The organism is Jeotgalibaca sp. PTS2502 (assembly GCF_001975685.1).
Taxonomy (GTDB): Bacteria; Bacillota; Bacilli; order Lactobacillales; family Aerococcaceae; genus Jeotgalibaca; species Jeotgalibaca arthritidis.
The window spans coordinates 1,524,724-1,549,775 of sequence record NZ_CP019433.1 but is presented as its reverse complement, the minus strand read 5'-3'; the positions used below and the strand labels follow the sequence as shown (position 1 = coordinate 1,549,775).

Sequence of the window (25,052 nt, the reverse complement as noted above, 5' to 3'; positions counted from 1 at the left end):
GATTACGACATCAAAAAAAGCCTGCTAGCAGGCTTTTTATTGTATCATTTTTTGCATATGGTCATATAGATGGCCGCTGAGGGTAAGTTCAGAATGTGCCACAAAGCCATTTTTTTCATAAACATGGCGAGCGCGGTCATTTACTTTATCGCAGTTTAAACCAATGACGGATTCGCCAGCATCTCTGGCAAAAGTAGGCAAAGCTGCTAGTAATTTACCAGCGACTCCTTTGCCGCGTTGGTCTTTGGCTGTGACTAAAGAATCTAAGTACCATTCTCCCGCAAAGGTTTCTGCATCGGGAAATAACAAAACGTCTTCCATACCGTATGAGGCAAGTGCCTGTTGGAAGGGTAGATTTAAGGCTTGCTCGAGTTCGCCTTTATAGCCATAGCAACAGCCCATAATGACACCATCTTCTTCTAAAACAATGCCATTTTTGTAACTGTAGCGGTAGAAATCTTCTTGCATACAGGAAAGCATGACGTTTTTAAAGGTTTGAGGAGCCAGTTGTTTTAAAATAGGGAGCTCCATATCTTCAAAAATTTCCAGTAATAAATCAAATAATAGTGGGCTGTCTTCAGCTCTTGCGTGACGAATCATAGTAGTAGTCCTCTCTATTTCTTTATCATTAGGTTTATTTATTATAACATGACACTGAAAGGAAGATGAACAATGACTCAGTTAAAGGTAAAACGGATCTACGACCCTTATGATCAAACGGATGGCAGACGCATTTTAGTTGACCGGCTCTGGCCAAGAGGCATTAAGAAGGAGGAGGCACAGTTGGATGATTGGCTAAAGGATATTGCGCCAACTCCCGATTTGCGAAAATGGTTTCATGAAGATAAAGAGCGTTTCGAAACCTTTAGTGAAAAGTACCAAGATGAATTGACGGATAATGAAGCCGTTACGACTATTATAGATGCTCTCGAAGAAGGGGATGTCAGCTTAATCTATGCGGCTAAAGATAAGCAACGGAATCATGCTGTTGTTCTGCAACACTTTATAGAAGAAAGACGTTAAAAAAACACGTTGCTGCGGCAACGTGTTTTTATTTTATTATGCTTGTGGTGGTGTCGGAGGCATATTGCCTTGGCGACGATATTGTGACGGCGTGATATTAGATAATTCACGGAATGTCTTAGAGAAGTGTGATGGTGATTGGAATCCAACTAAGTGTGCGATATCAGCAATCGCAATGTTTGTATTGCGAAGCATTTTTTGTGCTTCATCAATACGGATGTGGATGAGGTAATCAATTGGTGACATACCCACTTCTTGTTTGAAAATACGGATTAAGTAGAATTTGTTGATATGAACTAATTCTACAAGGTCATCCAAGGTAATGTTTTTATGGTAGTTTACTTTCATAAAGTTCTTAACAGTTTGGATTTCCTTATGGTTTTTCTTATTCAATGAGTTGCGAATTGAGAATTCTTCGTTACGCAATAATTGAATCAAAATGATCTCAATATAACGTTTCGCAATTTCTTCAGAGCCAGGTTTTTTAGTTGTTAGCTCTTTTATTAATAATTCTGTAAATAGAGCGCTATCTGTATCTGTGCGATCGTATTTATAGAATGTAAAGTCATGTTCTGCTTCTCCGATATGAGAAAACTCTAGACCGTGAACCCCAATTTCAGTAACTTCTAAATATTGGCTAGGATTTAATTCCCAGTAGTAATCAATATTAGGATTTAATAAAACGATTTGGTTTGGTCCAACTTTTTCAGAAGTATCTTTAAATGTTAGTAAGCCTTCGCCATTGTTGATAAAGACAATTTTAACATAAGGGTATTTTTGAAAAGCTGTTGATTGATCTGCAGTAATCGTATTCTTTTCTGCAGAAACGATTTTTAAGGATAGGTTTTTGATATTGGACATCGTATACATAGTGGTCCTCCTCTAGATTTTTAACCATTTTGTTGATTAACGAAATATATATAACTATTTATTTTAAATTGACTGAGTGATAGATATTCTAACCATTATCATATAGTAATTATAAAAAATGTCTAGTAATTTCCCCTCTTTAATACAAAAAATGAAGAAAAAATTGCACAATAAGGTACATTTTGTATAAATCTCACGATAAAGAATTTTTCACCAGAAATTAGTCTACCATAAATAAATAGATAAACAAATAAAAAAATACCGATCTTTCAAAAAACAAACAAAATTTTTGTTTATGCGTAGAAATAAAGTAGTGATATATTAGGATATAATTAAATTTAGAGGTGAATAAGTGAAAACAAGCTGTTTTATAGCTGTTATGACAAGGGTTGTTTTTTAAATTATTTGTGAAAATAAAAATAAGAAGACAGAGAGTTTAATTATATAAGGCTAATTAAAAGCTACAAAGATATAGAAAGAGAAAAAATCACTATTGAAAAAATAAACAAATGTTTGAATCGGCTGGAAGTGAGCTCATACTATCTTGTCTTTGTGGTTAGTAGTATAATAAAGATAGAAGAAAAGTTTCAGTAAGGAGTGATGAAAATGGAACTCTGGAATCGATTGAAAAAAAGTTTTAGTGGCATAGGGCAGGCATTTGTTCGCTATCCTGTTACAATTTTATGGTTAATTGGAATTGCAACATTAACGGCTATGGAAATCGGCTCTTACGATTTACAATATGGTAAACTTATTTTTACATTTGTTAGTGGAGCGGTTTTAAGTATTGTAGCCCAACAACTTCATGAACGGTTTTATCGAAAAACGACCCAGCGCTGGGTATTACTGGCGGGTTCTGTTTTATTAACAGCCCTGTACTACTTTACTTTAGTGAGATGGGATTCTTACGACTATATTTACTTTATTAGGAGTGGGGTGTTTAGCTTTGCACTCTTCATTGCCTTTATCTGGATTCCAACAGCAAAAAATGAAAAACTCTTTTTCCATCAACATTTTCTGGCCATATTCAAATCTATTCTAACGATTTTATTATTCTCGTTGATTCTAACGATTGGGACGGCAGCTATTATTTTGACTGTAGATAATTTACTTTTCTCAGTTCCAACTAACGCCGTTAGTCATGCTATGAATATCATTTGGTCGTTATTTGCACCGATTTATTTCCTCGGCATGATTCCTTACTACGACGAGCGAGATTCTGAAGAAACCTATCACGTACCACGCTTTTTAGAAATACTGTTGGTTTACATTATCATTCCTTTGACTGCGATTTACACAGTCATTCTCCTCCTTTATGTTGTTCTCAATATTGGTGGCGAGTTCTGGACAGATAATTTACTCGAACCGATGCTAGTCAGCTACGCCATTGTCGTTATCGTCGTATACTTATTGACTTGTAATCTTGACCATCGTTTTGCAAGTTGGTTTAGAAAGATTTTTCCTAAAATTATGTTACCAATTGTCGCTTTCCAAACCCTTTCTAGTATTTTAAAAATTCAAGAAATGGGTATCACTTACGGTCGCTACTATGTCATTTTGTTTGGACTATTTGCTGTTTTTTCGAGTATTATTTTTAGTTTCTTTAAACCGCACCAAAACGGTTGGATTGCAATTGTATTGTTGGTGCTAGGATTAATTTCGATTACACCGCCAATTGATGCCTTTACGGTGGCGCGAAACAGCCAATTAAATCGCTTAGAGACAGCTTTAATTGAAAATGACATGTTAGTTGACGGAGACATTCAACCGAAAAAAGATGTTTCTGAAACAGATCGGATTATTATTTCGAAAAGCTTGGATAACTTAGTAATGTTTGGTGAGATTGACCGCGTGACTTATTTGCCAGAGAACTTTTCATTGTATGAAGATTTTGAGCGTGTTTTCGGATTCCCAATGCAGTATGGTAGTTATACGCCAACATCTGATAACAACCGTTACGCTTACCTCAATATGACCGAATCAATCGGGCTAGAGATCAGCGGCATGGATTATTGGAACTATATCAGCTTTACGACCACAGAAGATGTTAACGTCAACTTGCTGAATAACCATCTCTTTGTAATGACAGCAGACGATGAAAACTACTTTAACATCCAATTGAAAGATGAAGAAGGCAATGTGTTGATTGAGGCTAACACAGCTGAAGATATGGATGCCGTATTGGAAGAAACAACAACGAAAGAGCAAGTCGCCTTATCCGAAATGACACTGATTTATGAGAATGAAGAGGTAAAATTAACGATTGTGCTCTTGAATCTCAGCCAATACAGCGAAGACCTCAATGGCGAAGCCTATCTCTTTGTAGATTATAAGTAAAACTAGACAAATGATTGAGTCTCGGCTCAATCATTTTTTTATAGTATAGGGTTTTATAAAAAATGAGAAAAAACAAATTATCGCCGGAATTAGGGAATAGGTATATATACTTTTTTATATTACCATTAATAGTTGTTTTTCTGTGTTTGTTCTTTTTAAATCGCCGATTGTAAAATTAAGCGAGACAAATAAAAAAATCATTTATGTTACACTCAAATTGTAATTCCGTCGAAAGAATACAGGGAGAGTGAACATAAATGACCTATACCCATCATACACAAAATGAACTCGTAATTATAGAGGCATATTTTCATCAAGAAACACCCGTTGCTTTCGTTGCCAAGAAACTTAAGCGTGGTAGACAGGTCATTTACAATGTTTATCATTTTCTTAAACAAGGAAAAACGGCTCTCGAATACCTCGAACAGTATAAGAAAAATAAAAAACGTTGTGGAAGAAAGCCGATTGAAATACCCAAAGCAGAAAAAGAATACATCGAAGACAAGACAACTCAAGGCTGGAGCCCGGATGTGATTGTTGGACGAGGAGAGTTTTCAATTTCATGTTCTGTCCGTACCTTATATCGTCGTTTTAAAAATGGTGAGTTTGATCAAAGTAAGTTACCCATGCAAGGGAAACGAAAACCAAACGGTCATCAAGAACGTCGTGGAAAACAAGCATTCAAACGAAATATCGCTGAGCGAGAAACGGATTATGCTTCTTTTGAAACAGAGTTCGGGCATCTAGAAGGCGACACGATTGTCGGTGTCAATCATAAAAGTGCCGTCATCACCCTCGTTGAACGCCTTTCAAAAGTCATTATTGCTTTGAAACCTGAAGGTCGTAAAGCAATCGATATTGAAAAAGCAACGAATACTTGGTTTCAATCGGTTCCTAAAAATCTCTTTAAATCGATTACTTTCGATTGTGGTAAAGCGTTCTCAAATTGGAAAAATATCAGTAATACGAATGATATAGCTATTTATTTCGCAGACCCAGGAACACCATCACAACGAAGTTTAAACCAACACTCAAATGGTCTCCTTCGAAAAGATGGCCTACCGAAAGAAATGGATTTCAATCAAGTCAATCAGGATTTCATCTCCTCTGTGGCTTCAAAAAGAAATCATATACCCAGAAAATCACTGAACTACCAGACACCATTGGAAGTCTTTTTGAGTTATGTAAATGAAGAGCAGTTGTCTCGCTTAATTTGACAAATAAATAGTTAAAAAAGCAATTCAATTCAAGATTTTCCCGCAACCGACGGAACTGTTGAATCAGACGCATTACCGCTCAAAACCGACCGAAGAGCAATTGATAAACTTTGAGTTGAAGAAAAGAACGTATGTCGAGCAACGCGAATCTGTCGTTCGCATTGAGGAAGAAAAACGGGAAGCAATCGAAACAGAGAAACGCCTGAAACAAGAACAAGTTGAAGCACAAGAGGAGCAAGAATTACTCGAATTTTTCGTGGAATAGAAGGGACGGTTGGATATGAAGAGACTGGGAATCGGAGTTTTAACAGGGATCACCTTATTACTAACTGCTTGCGGCAGTTTTGAACCTGAAACAGCATTGAATGAGAGCAGAGATCAACTCAATGCCTTCTTTACCAGCTATGAAGATGACGAAGTTGTGGCGGATTATACCCACGAAAGTCTCACAGCCTTTTTGGAAGGCGACATTTCACAATATTTCAGTGAAAATTTTAAAGAGGAAATTCCAGGATTGGTGGAAAAAATACCTTTTGAAGAGATGCATTTGAATCCCTTTCCGGATAGTTTAGATTTTTTAGGTGAATTAGAAAATAAAGTGAGATGGGTAGAATATGAAATTAATAATTATGAGATAGATCAGGATAATGAGAGGGTAGTTTTTTTCGTAGAAAGTAAAGAATTTGGTATAAATGCGTCATCATTAAAAATAACTATGATTCAAGAAGACAATAACTGGAAGATACTTAGTGTAGATTCATAAGAGGTGTCTAAAATGGGCAATAAAATTTTGGAGATGTTTCAAGATTGGGTTCAAGATGGTACTATGGCGATTTTTAATATCTTATCTGAATTTGTGTTTGGTTATGATGGTATAACAGGATACGCTACAACGCTCTATGGTTTATTTGTATTCTTTGGCGGCATTTTATTAGTTGTGATGGTTCTGGTGAAAATACTCATCTATCAACTTAGCGAAGCAGAAGGTTCTACTGAGGCAGACATTTGGTCCATTTTGGTTAATATAGTAAAGTCTTCTTCCATGGTTTTAATTTTGCCTACTTTTTTATATTTCATTATGGACCAATTTGTTAAACCCATTGGCAACTTTATGTTTAATTCGATAGGGGCTTTAACAATTGAAGATATAAAAATTCTACAACATTCAGAGAGTTTTGTTGAAATATTTAATACAACCTTTAGTACACTAATAGTTAGTACTCTTATTATGGTAGTCATTGGTGTCTTTTTAGTTAAGGTCTGTATTGTTCATGCGGAACTCTTAATATTAGAGCTGACAAGTGTCTTTGCGGCTATTACCATTATTAATGATGAACACAACTACATGGGCATTTGGTGGCGTGAATTCTTGAGTCAGATTGTGACCTTGTTGCTGGAGATCGTATCGATGCTACTGTTTACGCAAATATTAATGTCTGATGACTTCAATTGGGTAAAATTAGCTGGATTAATTGGTATGGGATTTGTGATTATCAAAGGGCCAAGTGTTGCGAAATCAATGTGGTTCACGACTGGGAGTGGAAAAAGCACGATTTCAGGTGCTAAGATGTTGGCGAATGCTGCGATTCGGAGAAGATAAATGTTTTGAGTCGCTTAAATGATTATTTTTCGTTTTAGGAACTTTTTTATTTATTCAAGAGGTATTAAAAGCAGCACTCTCAACCCCCCAATAAGAGTGTTGAGAGTGCTGCTTTTAATTTTAGAACGAGAGACTGACATTCATCATTTAATTTTTCACCAATTTTTTGGTCGTTTTGTCTCTGAATGCCAGCTCTAAGTTTAAACCGTCTGCAATTTTGGTAATGGTTTTTAACGAGGGAGTATAAGAAAAATTTTCTACTCGAGCGATTTGAGCCTGGGAAACATGCACCTTTTCAGCTAATTCTTTTTGCGTCATTTTTTTTTCTTTACGCAAGCTAGCTAATAGAGCGGTCAATTCAATTAGATTTTTATCTTCTTGCGAAATGCTGCTAATATCTTTCTTTACATCGGTCCATTTCATATTAATTATCCTTTCTTACGTTCTAGCCAATCAGCTAGTTCACGTTTCGCTTGTTCGATTTCATTTTTGGGCGTCTTTTGTGTTTTTTTTCTAAATTGGTGCAATAAAAGCAACTGATTATCTTCTAGCGTTGCGAAAAAGACCCGATTAGGGATGGGGCGTAGTTCCCACAGTTTCCCGTCAATTTGTTTTACTAGCGGTTCTCCTACAAATGTGCCATCATATTCAAGGCGTTCCATTTGGTAGTAGAGCTTTTTTAAAGTTGACTTGTTTTCTTTTGTTGGATTACTATCTAATTCTTTGATCCAATCCATGATTTGACTTTTCCCTTTTTTATCTTCATAAATTTCTATTTCATATTTTTTCATAGAAACTCCTATCACGTTCTGTATAATCAAACAATATATCAAATTTGATATATTGTCAAGTAAGCTAAGAAAGAAGTGAGCGAATGAGTAAAACAGTTATTTTGGCCGAAAAACCCAGTCAGGCGTCCGCTTATGCAGACGCTTTTGACCATTCCGAGCGTAAAGATGGCTACTTTGTGGTGTCGGACAAAGAATTTCCGGATGCCGTCATCACGTATGGGTTCGGTCACCTCGTTTCCCTTTTCTCCCCTGAAGATTACCATAAGGAATGGAAAAAATGGAACCTAGATACATTGCCGCTGTTGCCAACCGAGTATCAGTTCAAAGTCAGTGACGGAAAGCAAAAGCAATACACCATCGTTAAAAAGCATTTAGATGAAGCAGAAACGATTATTATCGCCACTGATGGCGATCGAGAGGGAGAAGCGATTGCGCGCTTAATCATTAATCTTTCAGGAAATAACCATAAGCAACTCAAGCGTCTTTGGATCAATTCATTGGAAAAAGAAGAAATAAAAAATGGGTTCCGCCACCTACGGAATGGAGAAGAATTCTATTCCAGTTATAAAGAGGCCGAAACCAGACAAATCGCTGATTGGTTGGTCGGTATGAATCTCTCTCGCCTTTACACGCTTTATATGCAAAAAAGCGGCATGAAAGGAGTCTTTAGCGTTGGGCGCGTCCAAACCCCGACTTTGTTCTTGATTTACCAACGCAACGAAGAGATCAAACGTTTCGTCAGCAAGCCATTTTATGAGTTGTATGCCACTTTCACACACTCGAATGGTAAGTACAAAGGGAAATACAAAGAGCGGTTTGATACACTCGAAAACCTTGACGGGTTCAAAGAAACCAATCAGCTAGAGCAAGCGGAGAATGCCGAAGTAACAAATGTCAAAGTGGAAGAAAAACGGCAGTATGCGCCGAAACTCTTTAGCTTGTCTGATTTACAATCTTTCGCGAACGAACGCTTTAAGTACAGTGCCGATAAAACGCTTTCAATCGCTCAAAAACTCTATGAAAAAAAAGTGCTTTCTTATCCAAGAAGCGATACCAATTATATTGGTAGCCCCGAATTTGACTACCTGAAAAGCAACCTCAGTCGGTATCTCGAACTAGCAGGAGTGGGCATTTCCGAACCGCAGCTAAACGAAAATAAACGGTATGTAGATGGAAGCAAAGTACAAGAACACTATGCGATTATTCCAACGAAGACATTGCCGAAGCTCAGTGATCTAACGAAAGACGAAAAAAACATTTATCTTCTGGTCTTGTATCGTACCCTCGCAATTTTTGAAAAGCCGTATATCTATGACGAAACCACCATTGATACAGCGATCAATCAGGTTCTGTTCCAATCAAAAGGGAAGACAGAAAAAGAGCGTGGATGGAAACGACTATATAAACAGGAAGAAAAAGACAAGGACGACCCACTTTTACCAGAAGTAACCGTCAATGATTCAGTGGCTTTCGTCCTTGAAACAAAGGAAGGGAAAACCCAACCACCCAATTACTATACAGAGGGCACACTGCTAACCGCCATGAAACATGTCGGAAGGGCAATGGACGATAAAGACAGCAAAGACATTCTTAAAGGAACCGAAGGGATTGGAACCGAGGCCACTAGAGCCAGTATCATTGAAACCTTGAAGAAACAGGACTACATCACGATCAGTAAGAGTAAAATCTATGTGACAGAAAAAGGCGAATTGTTGTGCCGCATAATTGCAGAGGACAAAATCGCCAATGCCGGCATGACTGCCCAATGGGAACGCTATTTGAAAAAGATCCGAAGCCAACAAGGCACACAAGAAGCTTTTTTAAGCAGTATCGAGCGGTTTGTGCAGCACCTCATTGAAAAAGTGCCACAAAACTTCCAAGACAAAAAAGAAAACATTGCAGATGTAGCCGGTCATATGGAACAAGAAAATGTGATGGGTACGTGTCCGAAATGTCAAAACAGCGTAGTAGACAAAGGAAAATTTTATGGCTGTTCGGGCTACAAAGACGGTTGCAAATTTACGCTTCCTAAAAGATGGAGCCAAAAAGCACTCACAAAGAAAAATGTCCAAGATTTATTAAGCAAAAGAGAAACGAGTTTAATCAAAGGGTTCAAAAGTAAAAAAGGAAGCAATTTCTCGGCAAAGTTAACACTGAATGACGAAATGAAATTAGCTTTTGAATTTCCAAAAAAATAAAAACACAAGATCTAGACCTTGCCCCTTTTGGAAAAAAGGGGCAAGCCCCCAAAATCGCCTCAGTCACCCAGTTGTAATAGCCTAAAACTGAATAACACTTAAATAAGTCAAGGAACGGGTAAGTATTTTTTGGCAGACCACCAAAAAATCTCCACCCTCACAGTCCTTGACTTCTTTATTTTTGGCTGTGGGCTGTCGTCGCCGACAGTCAAACCAGTTGTAAAAAATATTTACTATCTTGCCTGTCGCTAAAATAGTGTACCGCCAAAAAACGCTTGAAAGGAATTTTTCTTTTGCTCGCTTGTTGCTTTGTAAGAATAAGTAGCTATTCTGCAAATAACCCTAATATTTCGTATTTCTCTAAAAAACCAGTGTTTGAGAAGGAAGTTCTACGCTCATTTCAGATTGATCTATGGGTAAACTATCCATGAAAATGCTTGTAAACCGCTCTTTTTTCAGTTTTTTTAAAGAGAGAGAAAATAAAAAAAAATACCAACTTTTTACGTATATTAATAACGAAGGACTTAAATATAGGATGATCAAAGGATGCGTTCTTATGTATGAAGACGAATGGAGAGAATACTATGCAACCAAAAATGAGAGCATACATATTACGAGAAACGAACTCATTTTCCAATGCAATGAAGGAATCGCTCTGTCTACTCATAAAACGGAAATTGAAAGAATCATGCATGCATTGGCACTTAAACTCTTATTACTGGAGTTAAATTCATATGATTTTTAATCTGCAAAAAAGTTTATAGCACCGTCGTTTATACCAGAAAATATAACAAACGCCGCATTGTTTTTTTGTGCACTTTAATAATCTATTCAACTAAGGAATTAAGCTGGCTGTCAAGAGAGTAATATCGTATTGAATCTCAGGTGGAAATTTTCTGCGGTATCTTTTTTGACTGAAATGACATTAGTGTCTTTTGGGGATTGTGTATGTAAGTATTTTTTAAAATCATTTTAACAAGTTTTGGACAAAAATTCTCATGAAAAAGCAGAATTTAAATAGCATGATAAATTAGAGAAGATAGTTTAATGTGCTTATAGGAACACCCCACTTTTACAGTCACAATCAATAACCTTGCTACTTTCTTTCGAAATTGATAAGAGTCTAAAGGATTGACAACGCTTGATAGTGAGCATAAACTTAATGTACGCTAGTTAGTTTACAAGTGCAAACTAAAAAAGTATGATGTGTCGTCTCTGAAATTCTCCCTGATTCAAGTCATAACCAGAGTACATATCGGTTATTTTTTGATTCCATATTTTTTCCTTTATGTGCTGAGGATTAAGGGGTACCAATTGTAATTGCGCGTTATATGGTCTTTGTTTAGAATCGCTCTCCAAAAAGCCAATTTTTTTGCATAGAATTTTAGATGTGGTACTATTAATTAGAATTATTATAAATAAGAAGTAGGTATCATTGTTTCAGTACAAAGACTAGGAGGAATGGAAGATGGAAATAGACTACAAGGATCATGGGAAGAAGCCGTATATCATTAATATTGAAGACGCCACCACAGGAAATGATAATTACCGGACGACCATTTGGACAGGCAGTAAACTGCAAGTCACCGTAATGTCCATTCAACCGGGCGATGACATCGGTTTGGAAGTGCACGAAGGCATTGACCAATTTATCCGTATTGAAGAAGGAGAAGGCGTGTGTAAAATGGGGCCTTCTAAAGATAACTTACATGTTCAACAAAAAGTGATGGATGATGACGCCGTATTTGTTCCGGCGGACATGTGGCACAACATCGAAAACACCGGTGATAAGCCGCTCAGACTGTATACCATTTATGCTGGTCCAGATCACCTTGAAGGAACGGTTCACCCTACTCATGAAGACGCCAAAAACGATCCAAACGAACACTGAGGTACACTAGGATGAAACAAAAGCCCTGCACCCGTATTAAAATGGACCCTATAGAATGGACACTGAAAAAAGTGCCCTCTATAGGGTTCATTTTTGTATACTAATACAAAGACAAATATATCAATGCTTGAAGGGGCATTGCGATGATAACCCAGTTTATTAAATCAGTCAAAAGCCGCTATCGCTCCTTCTTTTGACAGATTTCACAAACTAGGTAACGCTAGTCGCCAAGTCTATCAAGCCCACAATCCACATCAATTGCACTTCGTGCAGAAGGGAGTCGACGAATGTCGAAATTAACTTTTACAACGGAACAAATCAAAATTTTGAAGACAAACCCATATGTAAAAAATGCATCTGAGAAAAGCATTACTTATTCCGACGAATTCAAACGTCACTTTGTTTCGGAATCATTAAACTCAAAAACTGCTAAGCAAATATTTATTGATGCAGGGTTTAATCCGGAAATAATTGGTGAAAGCAGAATAAAAGCATTCGCTAAGAAATGGCGAAAAAGATATCGCGACAATGGCGTCTTGGCATTGGAAGACACTCGAAAGAATTTTTCAGGCAGACCTCGAAATACAGAATTAACGCCTGAACAACAAATTGAAAAGTTACAAGCTAAAATTTCATTATTAGAACAGGAAAATGAATTGTTAAAAAAATCAGAATGGAGCGAAAGGAGGCTAGAAAACTACGAAAATACTAGTGAAATCTTCGCAAGAATCCATGGGATGAAAACCGATGGTTCATATACAGGAACCATCATTGATGCATGTGAGGTATTGGGCGTTTCCCGTTCAGGTTACTACAACTATATAAAAGGTTCAGGCAGCAGAAAGGCACGTGAAGCGGAAGATCAAGCATGGAGAATTCAAATTGAAGAAGCGTATAACTACCGGGGTTACAAGAAAGGTTCTCGAAGCATTGTCATGTACTTTGAGAAACACGTTGGGAATTACTGTCAATCGTAAGAAAGTGCAGCGTTTGATGAGGAAATTTGAAATCTTCTGCCCCATTCGTCAAGCGAATCCCTATAAGAGAATGGCGAAGGCTACCAAAGAACATAGTACAGTTGAGAACAAGTTGAAACGTCAATTTGATCAAGGAGTAGCCAAAAAAGTTCTATTAACAGACATCACTTATTTACCTGGAGCTGATGGGTTTATAGGTTATTTGTCAACCGTCAAAGATGGTGCAACAAAAGAGATTTTAGCTCACTATGTGACCGATAACCTGAAACTTGATATTTCTCTAAACACCATTGATTTATTGGTGAGCGCCCACGGTGCAACGATTCATGAAGATGCCTTTATCCACTCAGATCAAGGCGTCCATTACACTAGTCCTAAATTTCATAAGAAATTGGCTAATAATCATTTAGGGCAGTCTATGTCAAGAAGGGGGAACTGTTGGGATAATGCCCCACAGGAGTCGTTCTTTGGACATTTGAAGGATGAAATAAATTATAAAGATTGTGAAAATCTGGAAGAGTTACGAGCAATAGTAGATGATTACATTGATTATTACAACAATCAGCGCGGACAGTGGAATCTAAAAAAATTGCCCCCTGTACGTTACAGGGAGCAGGTTTTATTGAGTGCTGCATAAAGTCTCTTTTTTTGAATGTCCTTGACATAGGGTCCACATTATATGGATGGTCCACTGGTGCAGGGCTTTTTTATAAAGGAGAGAAGTGGTATGAGTGATTCATTGTTTCAATTAGAGAAGGTTGGTTTTCAGGCAAACGGAAACCAAATCCTTCAAGATATCTCTTTTACAGTAAACAAAGGGGAAGTGATTGTTTTTTCTGGTCCTTCTGGAAGTGGAAAAAGTACCCTTTTGAAATTAATTGGTACGCTGCTTTCCCCAACTTCCGGAAAAATTTATTATCGAGGTACGGATCTGCAAAAAATCGATCCTGTGGAGTATAGAAAAGAAGTCTCTTATTTCTTTCAAAACGCTTCTCTATTCGATGAGACAGTTCAAGAGAACTTGTCTTTTCCTGCCCGCATAAGAGAAGAAGGATTTGATCGGGAACGTGCAAAAAAATTGTTAGAACGAGTTCAAATACCTGAAACTTACTTATCGAAAGAGGTCAAGGAACTATCAGGAGGGGAAAAACAACGGGTTGCATTGGTCCGAAATTTGATGTATCAACCGAAAGTGTTGCTCCTGGATGAAGTTACCAGTTCATTGGACCAAGAAAACAGAGCGATTGTCCTTGATTTAGTCCGAGACATGATGAAAGACCAACAAACTACGGTGTTGGCCGTCACTCACAACCAGGAAGAAATCGACCAAGCTTCTCGTCTGATTACTATCAAAGGTGGAAAAATGGAGGAATCGAAATGACAAACAATTTGGAAATCAGTAATCTTTCTTTGCTTTTATCCTCTGTCCTCTTGATAGTTGCCTTGTTGATTGATTACAAAGAGAAATTGGGATTAGGAAACGACATTTTTATTGCGGGAATTCGCGCTGTCGTTCAATTATTCCTTATTGGATATGTATTGAGCTACGTATTACGAGTGGATAACAACTTTCTCACTTTAGCGATGGTTTTGTTCATTGTGTTCAACGCTTCTTATAACGCCCATACACGCAGTGAGGGGATCAACCGCTCTTTTAAAATTTCAACGACGGCTATTGGAGTAGGAACAGCCTTGTCCTTACTCATTCTTGTTTTTTCAGGAGTCATTGACTGGTCCCCTTCCCAAATCGTTCCAATTACAGGCATGATTGCCAGCAACGCCATGACTGCGATTGGAGTGACCTATCGGTCTTTGAATTCAAAATTTACGGACCAACGCCAACAGGTATTGGAAAAATTGGCATTGGGAGCCAATAAAAAACAAGCGTCCATGAGTATTGTAAGAGAAAGCGTCAAAACGGGCATGGCTCCTTCTATTGACCGAACAAAAACGGTTGGACTTGTCAGCCTACCAGGTATGATGTCAGGGTTGATTTTTGCGGGAATTGATCCTGTTCAAGCGATTCGTTACCAAATTGTTGTGATGTTTATGTTGATTTCAGTTACTGCGATTTCTTCGTTTATTGCTAGTTATATGGCTTACCGTGAGTTTTATAACAATCGCAGTCAATTAATTATATGATTTGGGATGATACACTACTCTTAAAACCAGTGGTTACAATTTTATGTAGTTAAAAGAAGACCTCACGAGAATAATTGCAAAAAGAACTTCATTTTTTAAGGAAGAAGGATATTTTTGTCATCGAATCTTTGGAACGATTAGGGCGAAACTATGATGAAATTTTTTATATAGTGCAGCAACTGGATTAAAAGGATATCGGACTGATTGTTTTGAACATGCCTATCCTCAACCAATGAGAACTTTCGACGAAATCATGTTCTAGAAAGAAATTTCTATCCAATAAGAATTCCAAATCATGGACACTATTATCAAAGAAGCTTTAATAGATAAAATATTCAAAGCAGATTCTAAAAAAGTCGATTCCACAAAATATACATGAAATGAAAAATGGAGGAATATAAGTGAACTTTATGTATGAAGTTAAAACAACTAAATCATTCCAAGCGGCAACAGAAGCACTCATTGAGAAACTCAAAGAAAGAGAATTTGGTGTATTGTATCAAGTTAATTTTAAAGAAAAAATTAAATCTAAAGGGTTAGATTTCCCTACAAATTTTGAGGTATTAGAAGTATGTAATCCAAAACAAGCAAAAGAAGTATTGGAAAAACGTATTGAAGTTGGCTACTTTTTACCGTGTAAGGTAGTTGTTTATGAAAAAGAAGCCGATGTGTATATTGGAATACTAAAACCAACAGTATTAATTGACTTTATCAAAGATGATAATTTGACAATGATTGCTAGAGAAGTTGAATCAACATTAAAAGAAGTAGTGGACGCTGCTAAACAAATATAAAAAAGACTTTCTCGTGAACTAAAATGGACCCCTATAGAGGACACTAAAAAAAGTGTCCTCTATAGTTTTTTTTGCTCATAGGGAGGAAGGTCATGTAACTTTATCCACTAGCTCTTAATACAAGATTCGGAAATACCGACATATTATGGTCGTTTTTATTCTTTTTGAAAAATGCTTTACAAAAAATACGCATGGGGGTATAATAAAAATACGCGTGGGGGTATGCAAATGAAAAATATCATTTTATTAAGTATAAAAGGTTATCAAAAAGGAATTTCGCCGTTGTTTCCACCGAGTTGCCGTTATTATCCCACCTGCTCGCACTATGCTGTTGATGCGATTGAAAAACACGGAGCAGCAAAAGGGTCTCTAATGGGAGCAGCACGTATTATGCGGTGTCATCCATTTGTTAAAGGCGGATATGATCCAGTGCCAAGTACATTTTCATTGAAAAGAAATAACAGACATAAGATAAAAGGAGAGGAACAATCAAATGACAGTAAAAGTAACTGATATAACATTAGCATCAGAAGTAAAAGAGGGTATTACATTAGTCGATTTTTGGGCTCCTTGGTGCGGGCCATGTAAGATGTTAGGACCAGTATTAGAAGAATTAGAAGCAGAATTTGCACCTGAAATTAAAATTGCAAAGTTGAACATTGACGAAAACAATGTAATAGCTAGTCAACTGGGCATTATGAGCATTCCTACCATGGTTTTATATAAAGATGGTCAGCCTATTGAAAAAATAGTTGGCTACCAACCAAAAGAAGTACTAAAAGAGTATTTAATGGAAAAAGTAACAGCAGAATAATTACTATTATGAGGAGGAAAAATATGTTTTTCAAAAAAACACCTACGATTTCAACTACTGAACTGGAGAATAAATTATCCGAAAAGCCGCAAATTATTGATGTGAGAGAACCGCATGAATTCAAAATTGGTCATATTCCAGGTGCAAAAAATATTCCATTGGCTAAAGTTTCTACCTATACCCCGAAGGGTCAAGTCTACGTAGTGTGCCAATCTGGGATGCGCAGTAAACGAGCAACGAAAATATTGCTGAAACAAGGACATGATGTTATCAACGTCCGTGGCGGCATGATGGCATGGGCAGGAGCAAAAAAAGGAGGCAAGAATTAATGAGAATTGTCATTATTGGTGGTGTAGCAGGTGGTATGTCTGCTGCTACACGGTTAAGACGTTTGGATGAAAGAGCAGAAGTTATCGTGTTAGAAAAAGGGCCATATGTGTCATTTGCTAATTGTGGTTTGCCTTATTATGTCGCTGGAGAAATTGATGAACGGACGGATTTGTTAGTTCAAACTCCAGAAGCTTTGCAAGCAAGGTTCAATTTAGACGTACGGCCAAATAGTGAAGCTATTTCCATCGACTCCAACAACAAAGAAGTGGTCGTGCAAACCGATCAAGAAACATACACATTGGGGTATGACAAATTAATCTTGTCTCCAGGAGCAAAGCCATTTATTCCGCCAGCAAACGGATTAGAAGAAGCAGAGAATATTTTCACCTTGCGTTCTGTACCAGATATCGATGCGATTTCCAACTTTATCCATATACACAACCCTAAAAAAGCAGTTGTCATAGGTGCTGGATTTATCGGGCTAGAAATGGCAGAAAGTTTAGTCCAACGAGGAATGGAAGTTACTATTGTAGAGAAAGCGCCACATGTACTGCCGCCTTTCGATGAAGAAATGGCGGCTTATGTAACGAAAGAATTAGTAGCTAATGGTGTAAGATTATATACAGGATTGGCGGCTGAATCATTTGAAGAAAAAGGTAAAATCGTTGTATTGGAAAACGGAGAACGCTTAGAAAGTGATATTACTTTAATGTCTGTCGGCGTAAAACCGGAAACAACGGTAGCTTTGACAGCTGGTGTCGAAACAGGTTTACGCGGCGGAATAGTCGTCGATGACCAATATGAAACTAGCCAAAAAGATATTTACGCTGTAGGGGATGCGATTGTCGTTAAACAACAAATCAACGGAGAAGACACAATGATTGCATTGGCTTCGCCAGCTAACCGTCAAGGACGTCAAGTGGCTGATGTCATTAGCGGATTGGAGCGCAAAAATAAAGGCAGTATCGGGACAGCGATTGTACGAGTATTCAAAATGGCAGCAGCGTCGACCGGTTTGAATGAACGCCAATTGCAACAAGCTGATGAGGTGTATGAAGTGATTCATATCCAAGGAAAAAGCCATGCTGGCTATTATCCTAATGCAAAAACCATTGTCTTAAAATTATTGTTTCATCCGACTACTGGTAAAATTTATGGCGCTCAGGCCATCGGAGAAGACGGTGTAGACAAACGGATTGATATCATTGCTACAGCTATTAAAGCCGGAATGACGGTGCAAGATTTGCCGGAATTAGAGTTCACTTATGCTCCTCCATTTGGTTCTGCTAAAGATCCTGTCAATATGGCTGGTTATACAGCCTTAAATCTTATGGAAGGCCTTAGTGAATCGGTGCAATGGCATGAATTAGAAGACAAGCAAGCAGAAGGATATTTATTGCTGGATGTTCGAAATGAAGGTGAATTGAAATCAAACGGCCGTTTAAAAGGAGCAGTCAATATTCCTTTAGATAGTTTGCGAGACCGCATGGCAGAGTTGCCAAAAGATCAACCAATTATTGTGAGCTGTCACAGTGGTCTGCGCAGCTATATAGCGGAAAGAATGCTAAAACAAAATGGTTATAAAGCCAAAAATTTAGATGGAGCATTTGCTCTTTACTCAACAGTAAAACCAGAAAAGGTGGTAAAATAATGTACAATACAATATCAATGCCAGAATTTGAACAAAAATGGAAAAAAGAGAAACTTCCTTTAGTAGACGTTAGAGAAATGAACGAATGGGAAAATGGTCACCTGGACGGAGCAATCCATGTTCCTTTAAGTAATCTTTCAGCTGAAAAAAATAAATTGGATAAAAGTCAAGAGTATTATGTAATGTGTCACTCCGGTGCGCGTTCTTCAATGGCTTGTCAACAATTAGCACAAGAAGGATACAAAGTGATAAATGTAATGGGAGGAATTTCTTCTTGGAGAGGAGAAATCGTTTAATGGAATACGATAAAAAAATTGTGAACCGTTTGAAACGTTCTGATGGTCAGTTGCATGGGGTTTTGAATATGATGGAAGAAGGAAAAGACTGCGCGGATATTGTTACTCAATTATCAGCGGTGCGCTCCAGTATTGATCGTGCGATTAGTTTAATTGTTGCTGAAAATTTAGTAGAATGCGTACAGGATAATATCAAAAATGGTAGTACTGGAGAAGAAAGCGTTGAACAAGCAATTCAGTTATTAATGAAAAGCCGTTAAATTAAAAGAGTTATAGCTTGGATTATTTAGTTCGCCAGTTGAGTGTCAACGTATCGAAACAGAGTTTTTTATTAAGGTAATTTAGTGAAGAACATTACAGGCGATGATTGTTCAGTTTATCCAAGATGAGAAGGTTGCTGCTTTGGGGGACTCCAGAAGAGCCGGTAGATCCAGTGGCCCCTGAAGAGCCAGTTTAACTTCAGAAGTAAATAAGGCATTAAATTTAAGCCCAATACTAACCTGATAAAAACAATTATTACTCTCTTTCCAATTAGGTAATATGGAAAGAGAGTTTTTTGATTTGTCCGAAGACTAGAACATTGAGGAATAAAAAAGTAAGATAGTGCACTTATGTCGATGAGGGGTGTACCCAAAATAGACACACATAAGACGTTGTCTTTTCGCTTTTTTTAATGTAGATTATAAGTGTCTATTAAATGCGCTGAGAAAAGGAGTGAAAAAGGTGAAAGTAGGCTATGCACGTGTATCCACCACCGACCAAAACTTAGACCGACAGATGGAAGCCTTGGAAAGAGCAGGGGCGGAAAAAATTTTCCAAGAAAAAATGTCCGGAAAAAGCATGACCGAACGACTAGAGCTACAAAAGGCTCTTCAATTTCTGCGGGAGAAGGATACTCTGATTGTAGAATCGTTGGATCGGTTAGGACGAAACTACGATGATATTGTCCAAATGGTTCAGAAGTTGGATCAAAAGGAAATAGGACTCATTGTTTTAAACTTACCTATTTTGAACCAAGAGATTGGAGATCCAAATCTCCAAAAGTTGATCCGAAACATGATTGTACAGCTCTTGTCCTGGACGGCTCAAAATGAACGTGAAGAAATCAAGCGTAAGCAACGACAAGGAATCGAAATAGCTAAACGGAAAGGCCACTATAAAGGCCGGCCGGTGAAGTATTCAGCCAATGCAAAGAATCCAAAAGATCGCATGACGTATCAGGTAATCGTGAATAAGTTGACGCAAGAGGAACCAATTAAACAGATTGCGGAAGACACGGGGGTAACAAGGGATACAGTTTACCGGATCAAGAAGGAATTGACTGATACAACAGCTCCTTCCCCCTTTGTATAGTGTGAGAGTAATTTGAAAAAAACATCGTAAATTAGTAAATTAGTAAACAAACAAATTAATAAACAAGTAAATTAGTAAACAAATATACAAAAAGAGGAAATTATGACAAACGACCAAGCACAAGGCTATGTTTTATTAGCTTGCAAAGAGTTAGGCATCAGTAGAGAACAAGCCGAGCAACTAATTTACGCCATGGAAAGTCAATTTGATTATTATGCAGAACAAGAAGCGAGAGAAAAAGGCTTCGACTGGCTTTATGATCGAGAAAAATAAAAAAACATATTATGGAAATGTTGTTTATGAATCTCAACCCGAAAACTGAACACTCAAAAAAAAGAGTGTTGTAAGTTTTCGGGTTATTTTTATGCAAAATTTTCGGTATACTCTATTTGAGTTATACAGAAGGGAGTGGACAGGATGAGTAAAAAGATATATAGCCAAGCTGAGATTCAATCTTTAAGAAACAATCCTAATGTGAAAAGTGTGACAGAGAAAAGTATTACCTATTCATCAGAATTCAAAATAAAGGCCATTAAACAAAGCAAACAAGGCATGAAATCCACTCAGATATTTGAACTTGCTGGACTTCCTTCTCATTTAATCGGAAAAGGAAAATCCGATCAATCACTATCACGTTGGAAAAGATTATATAAAGATCACGGAGAAGATGTATTGTTACAAGAGACTCGTGGTTCAAAAAATAATGGTCCCTATGGACCAAGAGAACAATTATCGTTACAAGAGGCGCTAGACAAAGCAAATGCCCGTATAGCCTATCTAGAGGGGAATCTTGAACTAGTAAAAAAATTAGAACAGCACGAGAGGAGCGTGAAAAACGACAAAAGAAACGACTTAAGTAAACAAGAACGCTTTAGATTGATTAACCAAATTATTCGTGAGAATCAACTTGCTGGAATGGTGAATCATTTATGCGACCTTGCAGGGGTAAGTAAAAGCGGCTACTATTACTGGCTAAATAGTAGCGATAAACGTGCTGAGCGTGATCGAAATGATTGGGAAGATTTCCAATTGTTATATAGAATTTTTCTGGATAAGAAGAAGTGTGGGATTGATGAAATAAAAATGGCGTTAGAAACTGAATACGATGTAGTAATGAATCATAAAAAAATCAGAAGAATTTTGCGCAAGAATAACATCATATCATCAATACGAGCAGCGAAACCATACCGTAAAATGATGAAGGCAACCCAAGAAAATGCTACCAAGAAAAACCTTGTCAATCGTCAGTTTGATCAAGGTATCCCGTACAAAGTATTTCTCACAGATATCACTTATCTTCCTTATGGAAGTGGACAATGGGCCTATCTTTCAGCAGTTAAGGATGGTGCTACCGGTGAGATTGTTGCACATCACTTCTCAACTAGCTTAAAAATGAATTTAGTTTATGAAACGCTAGATAAATTAAATAATGTGATTAAGGATATGCCAGTAATGGAAAGGTATATCCACTCAGATCAAGGGGTTCATTATACCTACCCTGTTTTCCAGGAAAAAGTTCTTTATCGTCTCCATCCCTCTCACTTGGATTCTTTTTAGATAAATCAAATGAAACGGATGAATTACATTAAAATCGCTTAAAGGTATCTTTTTCAATATTCCTTTGTTGAGCTCCTCTTCAACAGCCATCTGATAAATAAAACTGATTCCTAAATCTTTTTCGACCAATTTTTTAGTTGCACCAATGCTCCCAATCGTCATAACTTTCGAAAAGCTGTCTAAGTGGATTCCTTTACTTTTTATAGCTGTCTCGAAAATCAGGCGTGATCCCGATCCTTCTTCACGGACTAGAAGAGGTGTAGAAAATAAGTCGTTAATGCTCTGTTCTTGTTTCCATAAAGAACTTTTTTCTGAACAGACAGCGATAAACGGTTCTTCAGCGATTTTCTGGAATTCAAATACAGATTGATTGAATTCTCCTTCCACAACCGCAAAATCAATTTTCCCATGTTCCATCAATTCGATCAAATGTTGGGTATTGTCTGTTACCATCGAGATATCGTGCACTGGATATTGGTTCAAATACGACTCAATTAGTCCAGGCATCATGTATTCCCCAATCGTCAAGGAAGCCCCAAATGAAAGGGTAGTGTGCTCTACAGTAGAAGTTAGTTGCTCTTCCACCTTAGCGATCTCTCTTTGGAGCAAATAAAGATCTTTTTGCAGCTGCTTTCCCTTAGCCGTTAATGATGATTGTCTCTTTTCATAATGAATCAGTTCAACCCCTAACTCCTGTTGCAAAGACTGAATATGCTGGGTGACAGCCGGTTGGGTAATGTGCAATCTTTTGGCTGTGGTCGTGTAATTCATTTCTTCTGCCAAAGTAAGGAACGTTTGGTACCGGTAATCTAACATCTAATGCCACTCCTCAATAACAATTTCTTATAAATATATAATAAATGATTATTTTATTTTATACAATCTTCGGTATACCATAATACTATAAATATTTGAAGGAGGTTTAACATGCGCGCAAAATTCAAAAGAAGCTATTCTATTTTACCCGGTCTTCTAATCAGTGTTTTGATCTCGTTAATCAGCCAATATCTATCTGCCCTTCTGCCAAATTTAGGAGCAGCACTGATCGCAATTTTTTTAGGAATTTTGTTGGGAAATACTTTTTTAAACAAGCCTTATTTTAAAAGAGGAACTAAATTTTCTGAAAAATCCCTCTTAGAATGGTCGATCGTGTTAAATGGAATAATCTTAGATTTTCAAATCATCAAGCAAGTTGGTTTTACTGGATTTATTTTTGTTATTCTTCAAATGGTTTTGACGATTTTATTCGCTTATTGGATCGGTCGAACTATGAAGTTCAATAAAAAAATGTCTTTGTTGATGGGTGCCGGCAATGCAGTCTGCGGCTCTTCTGCTATTGGTACTGTCTCTCCGATAATTGGTGCCGATAAGAAAGATAAAGCCATGTCCATCACTATAGTTAATGTAACAGGAACCATATTGATGGTCTCACTGCCTATTCTCGCTTCTGTTCTGTACCACAACGAAGTCGTTCAAACATCAGCTTTGATTGGAGGTACGATCCAATCCATAGGACAAGTCGTTGCTTCAGCTAAATTGGTGAGTATGGACGTCACTAATCTGTCTATAGTATTCAAACTTATGAGAGTACTCCTTATCATCGGAGTAGCCTTATCCTTCAGTAAACTAAACACTAAAGAGGAAGAACCGCTATTTTCTAAATCAGCAGTTGATTCCACATCTGCTGATTTGAAAAAAAATACAAACCTATTGACTATTCCCTGGTTTATTGTAGGATTTTTCATTTTATTCTTGCTTAGAAGTTTTCTACCCTTACCTTCTTTCATGATTCACAGTTCCGAAGTCATCAGTAATCAATTTGAGATTACTGCTTTAGCTGCAATTGGTCTTCAGGTCAAGTTCTCTGATATCTTGAAAGAAGGGCCTCGTACCATGTTATATGGCTTACTGATCGGCTGCTTCCAAATTATTCTAGCAATTGGTTTGATTTTTTGGCTGTTCTAGTTTAGGTAACAATAATTCAAAATAAGCAGCGACTGATATCAGCCGCTGCTCTTTCTTTTGAATTCACTTTTTTTACCACCCTATTGATGTGAAACTAAACACTCTCAGCGAATGAAATAACAGAGCTAATTAACATAATAATACAATTGTTTTTCAGGACTGATTACCTTAAAAGATCCGTCAGTACATTTGAGGGAACTGCTTTTCCTAAGTATTCTTATTTTAAAAGTATACTCAATCATTTTTAGGCATAAAAAAACAGAATGAAACTATTCTCTTTTTGATATCAACTAAACCCCATCAAACATCAGCCAATCGCTTAATTGGAGCCGTTCTTATGGACCTGCATGATGAATGGATTTATTCTTCAAGAAAATACATCAATTTTGATAAGTAGAAATGGTAAAAACATTGTATAGCATTTTACACAGGAGTCTGGACTTGACTTTCCCGAAGCTTATAAAATTCAAGATACTTTATCGGTGAAAAAAATCATTTTTTAAATATCAATTTATTTAAAGATATGTTTACGTCTAAGGCGTAAGCACATCTTTATTTTTTATTCCCACATTAAAATAGATAAAACCTGATAATCAAAACTTAAGAGTTATGAATACAACAAGTGGAATATAAACTAATACCGCTAATCTGACCTATAGAATTAGCGGTTTGTTTACGTTAAAATTAATGAAACAAATTCTGTTAAAATAGCTATGATGAAGGAGGATTCAATATGAAGCAGCCTAATAATGAATATGCGCCAAGTCAAGGATGTGGGATATTCTTTTTAATGATTCTTACAATGATAATATTGCTGAGCATTCCCGTTGTAATGTTTATTAATGCAGCATTTTTTGAAAAACAAATACTATTGAGCAGTGATTCTCCCGATGATACGTACCATATTGAAATCTCAATAAAAGGCCATTCAAATGAAATCCTTATTGAAGAAGTTACAACTTCTTCAAAGCTTAGTTCTTTCATTGAGACCGAATTGTTAGTAGATGTGGCTTCAGAGAATATTGTAATTGAATGGCTCAGTGACACTGCTGCTCAGATTATTGTGACAGGTAGGGATGGTGCTCAAAATTATTTTTATTTCAATACCAATGCAGAAAAAGAAAAAATAAAGAAAGTATCAAAATAGTAATGTATTGGTATATCCCACTCCTTACTATAATTTTTAACAGATCCAAGACAACAGAAAAGCGTACAGTAATTATAGTTAATAAAAGGTGCTAAAAAG

29 protein-coding genes are annotated in these 25,052 nt (G+C 37.0%); 24 read left to right on the top strand and 5 right to left on the bottom strand.

What is annotated here, in order from left to right; genetic code table 11:
* Positions 1–36: 36 nt before the first annotated feature.
* Positions 37–600 carry a GNAT family N-acetyltransferase gene (locus BW721_RS07600; RefSeq protein WP_076767586.1) on the bottom strand — a complete coding sequence of 188 codons (564 nt, stop codon included), beginning with the start codon at positions 598–600 and terminating at the stop codon, positions 37–39.
* 72 nt (positions 601–672) lie between these two features.
* On the opposite strand from BW721_RS07600, the gene BW721_RS07595 reads away from it, so the two are divergent.
* On the top strand, positions 673–1,023 hold the full coding sequence (locus BW721_RS07595; protein ID WP_076767584.1) for a DUF488 domain-containing protein: 351 nt from the start codon (positions 673–675) through the stop codon (positions 1,021–1,023).
* Between the two features lie 36 nt (positions 1,024–1,059).
* Here the strand turns inward: BW721_RS07595 and BW721_RS07590 are convergent, their stop codons facing one another.
* The gene (locus BW721_RS07590; RefSeq protein WP_076767582.1) at positions 1,060–1,893 is read right to left on the bottom strand and encodes a helix-turn-helix transcriptional regulator; all 834 of its coding nucleotides are present in this window, start codon (positions 1,891–1,893) and stop codon (positions 1,060–1,062) included.
* 606 nt (positions 1,894–2,499) lie between these two features.
* Between BW721_RS07590 and BW721_RS07585 the strand changes: the two genes are divergently transcribed.
* From BW721_RS07585 to BW721_RS07565, 5 genes are all read left to right on the top strand, one after another.
* Positions 2,500–4,230, top strand: a complete 1,731-nt coding sequence (locus BW721_RS07585; RefSeq protein ID WP_076767580.1) for a DUF4153 domain-containing protein — start codon at positions 2,500–2,502, stop codon at positions 4,228–4,230.
* A 257-nt stretch (positions 4,231–4,487) separates the two neighbouring features.
* A complete protein-coding gene (locus BW721_RS07580) occupies positions 4,488–5,447 on the top strand; it encodes an IS30 family transposase (protein ID WP_076767578.1) in 960 nt (319 codons plus the stop codon).
* Positions 5,448–5,505: 58 nt separating this feature from the next.
* Positions 5,506–5,712 (top strand): hypothetical protein, encoded by a 207-nt coding sequence (locus BW721_RS07575; RefSeq protein ID WP_076767576.1) that lies wholly within the window; start codon positions 5,506–5,508, stop codon positions 5,710–5,712.
* A 15-nt stretch (positions 5,713–5,727) separates the two neighbouring features.
* Complete coding sequence (locus BW721_RS07570; protein WP_076767574.1) at positions 5,728–6,210, top strand: hypothetical protein; 483 nt, start codon at positions 5,728–5,730, stop codon at positions 6,208–6,210.
* 33 nt (positions 6,211–6,243) lie between these two features.
* Positions 6,244–7,047 (top strand): conjugal transfer protein TrbL family protein, encoded by an 804-nt coding sequence (locus tag BW721_RS07565; protein ID WP_335617484.1) that lies wholly within the window; start codon positions 6,244–6,246, stop codon positions 7,045–7,047.
* Positions 7,048–7,194: 147 nt separating this feature from the next.
* On the opposite strand, the gene BW721_RS07560 is transcribed toward BW721_RS07565, so the two are convergent.
* Both BW721_RS07560 and BW721_RS07555 read right to left on the bottom strand, forming a co-directional pair.
* On the bottom strand, positions 7,195–7,470 hold the full coding sequence (locus BW721_RS07560) for a helix-turn-helix transcriptional regulator (protein WP_076767570.1): 276 nt from the start codon (positions 7,468–7,470) through the stop codon (positions 7,195–7,197).
* Between the two features lie 5 nt (positions 7,471–7,475).
* On the bottom strand, positions 7,476–7,838 hold the full coding sequence (locus tag BW721_RS07555; protein ID WP_076767568.1) for a type II toxin-antitoxin system RelE/ParE family toxin: 363 nt from the start codon (positions 7,836–7,838) through the stop codon (positions 7,476–7,478).
* 83 nt (positions 7,839–7,921) lie between these two features.
* Here BW721_RS07555 and BW721_RS07550 point away from each other — a divergent pair, with 83 nt between their 5' ends.
* The 16 genes from BW721_RS07550 (at position 7,922) to BW721_RS11645 (ending at position 21,841) form a co-directional block, all read left to right on the top strand.
* A complete protein-coding gene (locus BW721_RS07550) occupies positions 7,922–10,036 on the top strand; it encodes a type IA DNA topoisomerase (RefSeq protein WP_076767567.1) in 2,115 nt (704 codons plus the stop codon).
* A 556-nt stretch (positions 10,037–10,592) separates the two neighbouring features.
* Positions 10,593–10,781, top strand: a complete 189-nt coding sequence (locus tag BW721_RS07540) for a hypothetical protein (protein ID WP_076768681.1) — start codon at positions 10,593–10,595, stop codon at positions 10,779–10,781.
* A 723-nt stretch (positions 10,782–11,504) separates the two neighbouring features.
* Entirely contained in the window at positions 11,505–11,927 is a 423-nt protein-coding gene (locus tag BW721_RS07530; RefSeq protein WP_002307506.1) for a cupin domain-containing protein, read from the top strand.
* Between the two features lie 287 nt (positions 11,928–12,214).
* A protein-coding gene (locus tag BW721_RS07525; protein ID WP_156892212.1) for an IS3 family transposase occupies positions 12,215–13,541 on the top strand; the annotation gives its coding sequence in 2 pieces (ribosomal slippage) (positions 12,215–12,865 and positions 12,867–13,541; 1,326 coding nt in all).
* Positions 13,542–13,631: 90 nt separating this feature from the next.
* Positions 13,632–14,285, top strand: coding sequence for an ABC transporter ATP-binding protein (locus BW721_RS07520; protein ID WP_002307505.1), 654 nt, complete (start codon positions 13,632–13,634; stop codon positions 14,283–14,285).
* Positions 14,282–15,046, top strand: coding sequence for an ABC transporter permease (locus tag BW721_RS07515; RefSeq protein WP_002318452.1), 765 nt, complete (start codon positions 14,282–14,284; stop codon positions 15,044–15,046). The genes BW721_RS07520 and BW721_RS07515 overlap by 4 nt, the downstream gene beginning before the upstream one ends.
* Positions 15,047–15,456: 410 nt before the next feature.
* Complete coding sequence (locus tag BW721_RS07505) at positions 15,457–15,840, top strand: DUF302 domain-containing protein (protein ID WP_232222975.1); 384 nt, start codon at positions 15,457–15,459, stop codon at positions 15,838–15,840.
* 228 nt (positions 15,841–16,068) lie between these two features.
* Entirely contained in the window at positions 16,069–16,353 is a 285-nt protein-coding gene (yidD, locus tag BW721_RS07500) for a membrane protein insertion efficiency factor YidD (protein WP_002318456.1), read from the top strand.
* Positions 16,334–16,654 (top strand): thioredoxin, encoded by a 321-nt coding sequence (trxA, locus tag BW721_RS07495; RefSeq protein WP_002318457.1) that lies wholly within the window; start codon positions 16,334–16,336, stop codon positions 16,652–16,654. Before yidD ends, trxA begins: the two co-directional genes overlap by 20 nt.
* 23 nt (positions 16,655–16,677) lie before the next feature.
* Entirely contained in the window at positions 16,678–16,983 is a 306-nt protein-coding gene (locus BW721_RS07490) for a rhodanese-like domain-containing protein (RefSeq protein WP_002318458.1), read from the top strand.
* The gene (locus BW721_RS07485; RefSeq protein WP_076767559.1) at positions 16,983–18,635 is read left to right on the top strand and encodes an FAD-dependent oxidoreductase; all 1,653 of its coding nucleotides are present in this window, start codon (positions 16,983–16,985) and stop codon (positions 18,633–18,635) included. The genes BW721_RS07490 and BW721_RS07485 overlap by 1 nt, the downstream gene beginning before the upstream one ends.
* Complete coding sequence (locus BW721_RS07480) at positions 18,635–18,931, top strand: rhodanese-like domain-containing protein (RefSeq protein ID WP_076767557.1); 297 nt, start codon at positions 18,635–18,637, stop codon at positions 18,929–18,931. Before BW721_RS07485 ends, BW721_RS07480 begins: the two co-directional genes overlap by 1 nt.
* Positions 18,931–19,191, top strand: a complete 261-nt coding sequence (locus BW721_RS07475) for a metal-sensitive transcriptional regulator (protein WP_076767555.1) — start codon at positions 18,931–18,933, stop codon at positions 19,189–19,191. The genes BW721_RS07480 and BW721_RS07475 overlap by 1 nt, the downstream gene beginning before the upstream one ends.
* A gap of 463 nt (positions 19,192–19,654) precedes the next feature.
* Complete coding sequence (locus BW721_RS07470; protein ID WP_071130047.1) at positions 19,655–20,284, top strand: recombinase family protein; 630 nt, start codon at positions 19,655–19,657, stop codon at positions 20,282–20,284.
* Positions 20,285–20,386: 102 nt separating this feature from the next.
* Positions 20,387–20,557: a hypothetical protein gene (locus BW721_RS11950; RefSeq protein WP_162840221.1), complete on the top strand. Its 171-nt coding sequence runs from the start codon at positions 20,387–20,389 to the stop codon at positions 20,555–20,557.
* A gap of 144 nt (positions 20,558–20,701) precedes the next feature.
* Positions 20,702–21,841, top strand: a complete 1,140-nt coding sequence (locus tag BW721_RS11645) for an IS3 family transposase (RefSeq protein WP_232222910.1) — start codon at positions 20,702–20,704, stop codon at positions 21,839–21,841.
* On the opposite strand, the gene BW721_RS07460 is transcribed toward BW721_RS11645, so the two are convergent.
* Entirely contained in the window at positions 21,755–22,624 is an 870-nt protein-coding gene (locus BW721_RS07460; protein WP_232222909.1) for a LysR family transcriptional regulator, read from the bottom strand. The two genes, BW721_RS11645 and BW721_RS07460, sit on opposite strands and share 87 nt — an antisense overlap.
* A 144-nt stretch (positions 22,625–22,768) precedes the next feature.
* On the opposite strand from BW721_RS07460, the gene BW721_RS07455 reads away from it, so the two are divergent.
* Positions 22,769–23,806, top strand: a complete 1,038-nt coding sequence (locus tag BW721_RS07455) for a YeiH family protein (RefSeq protein WP_048729019.1) — start codon at positions 22,769–22,771, stop codon at positions 23,804–23,806.
* A 733-nt stretch (positions 23,807–24,539) separates the two neighbouring features.
* Positions 24,540–24,953 (top strand): hypothetical protein, encoded by a 414-nt coding sequence (locus tag BW721_RS07450; RefSeq protein ID WP_076767553.1) that lies wholly within the window; start codon positions 24,540–24,542, stop codon positions 24,951–24,953.
* Positions 24,954–25,052: the final 99 nt, after the last annotated feature.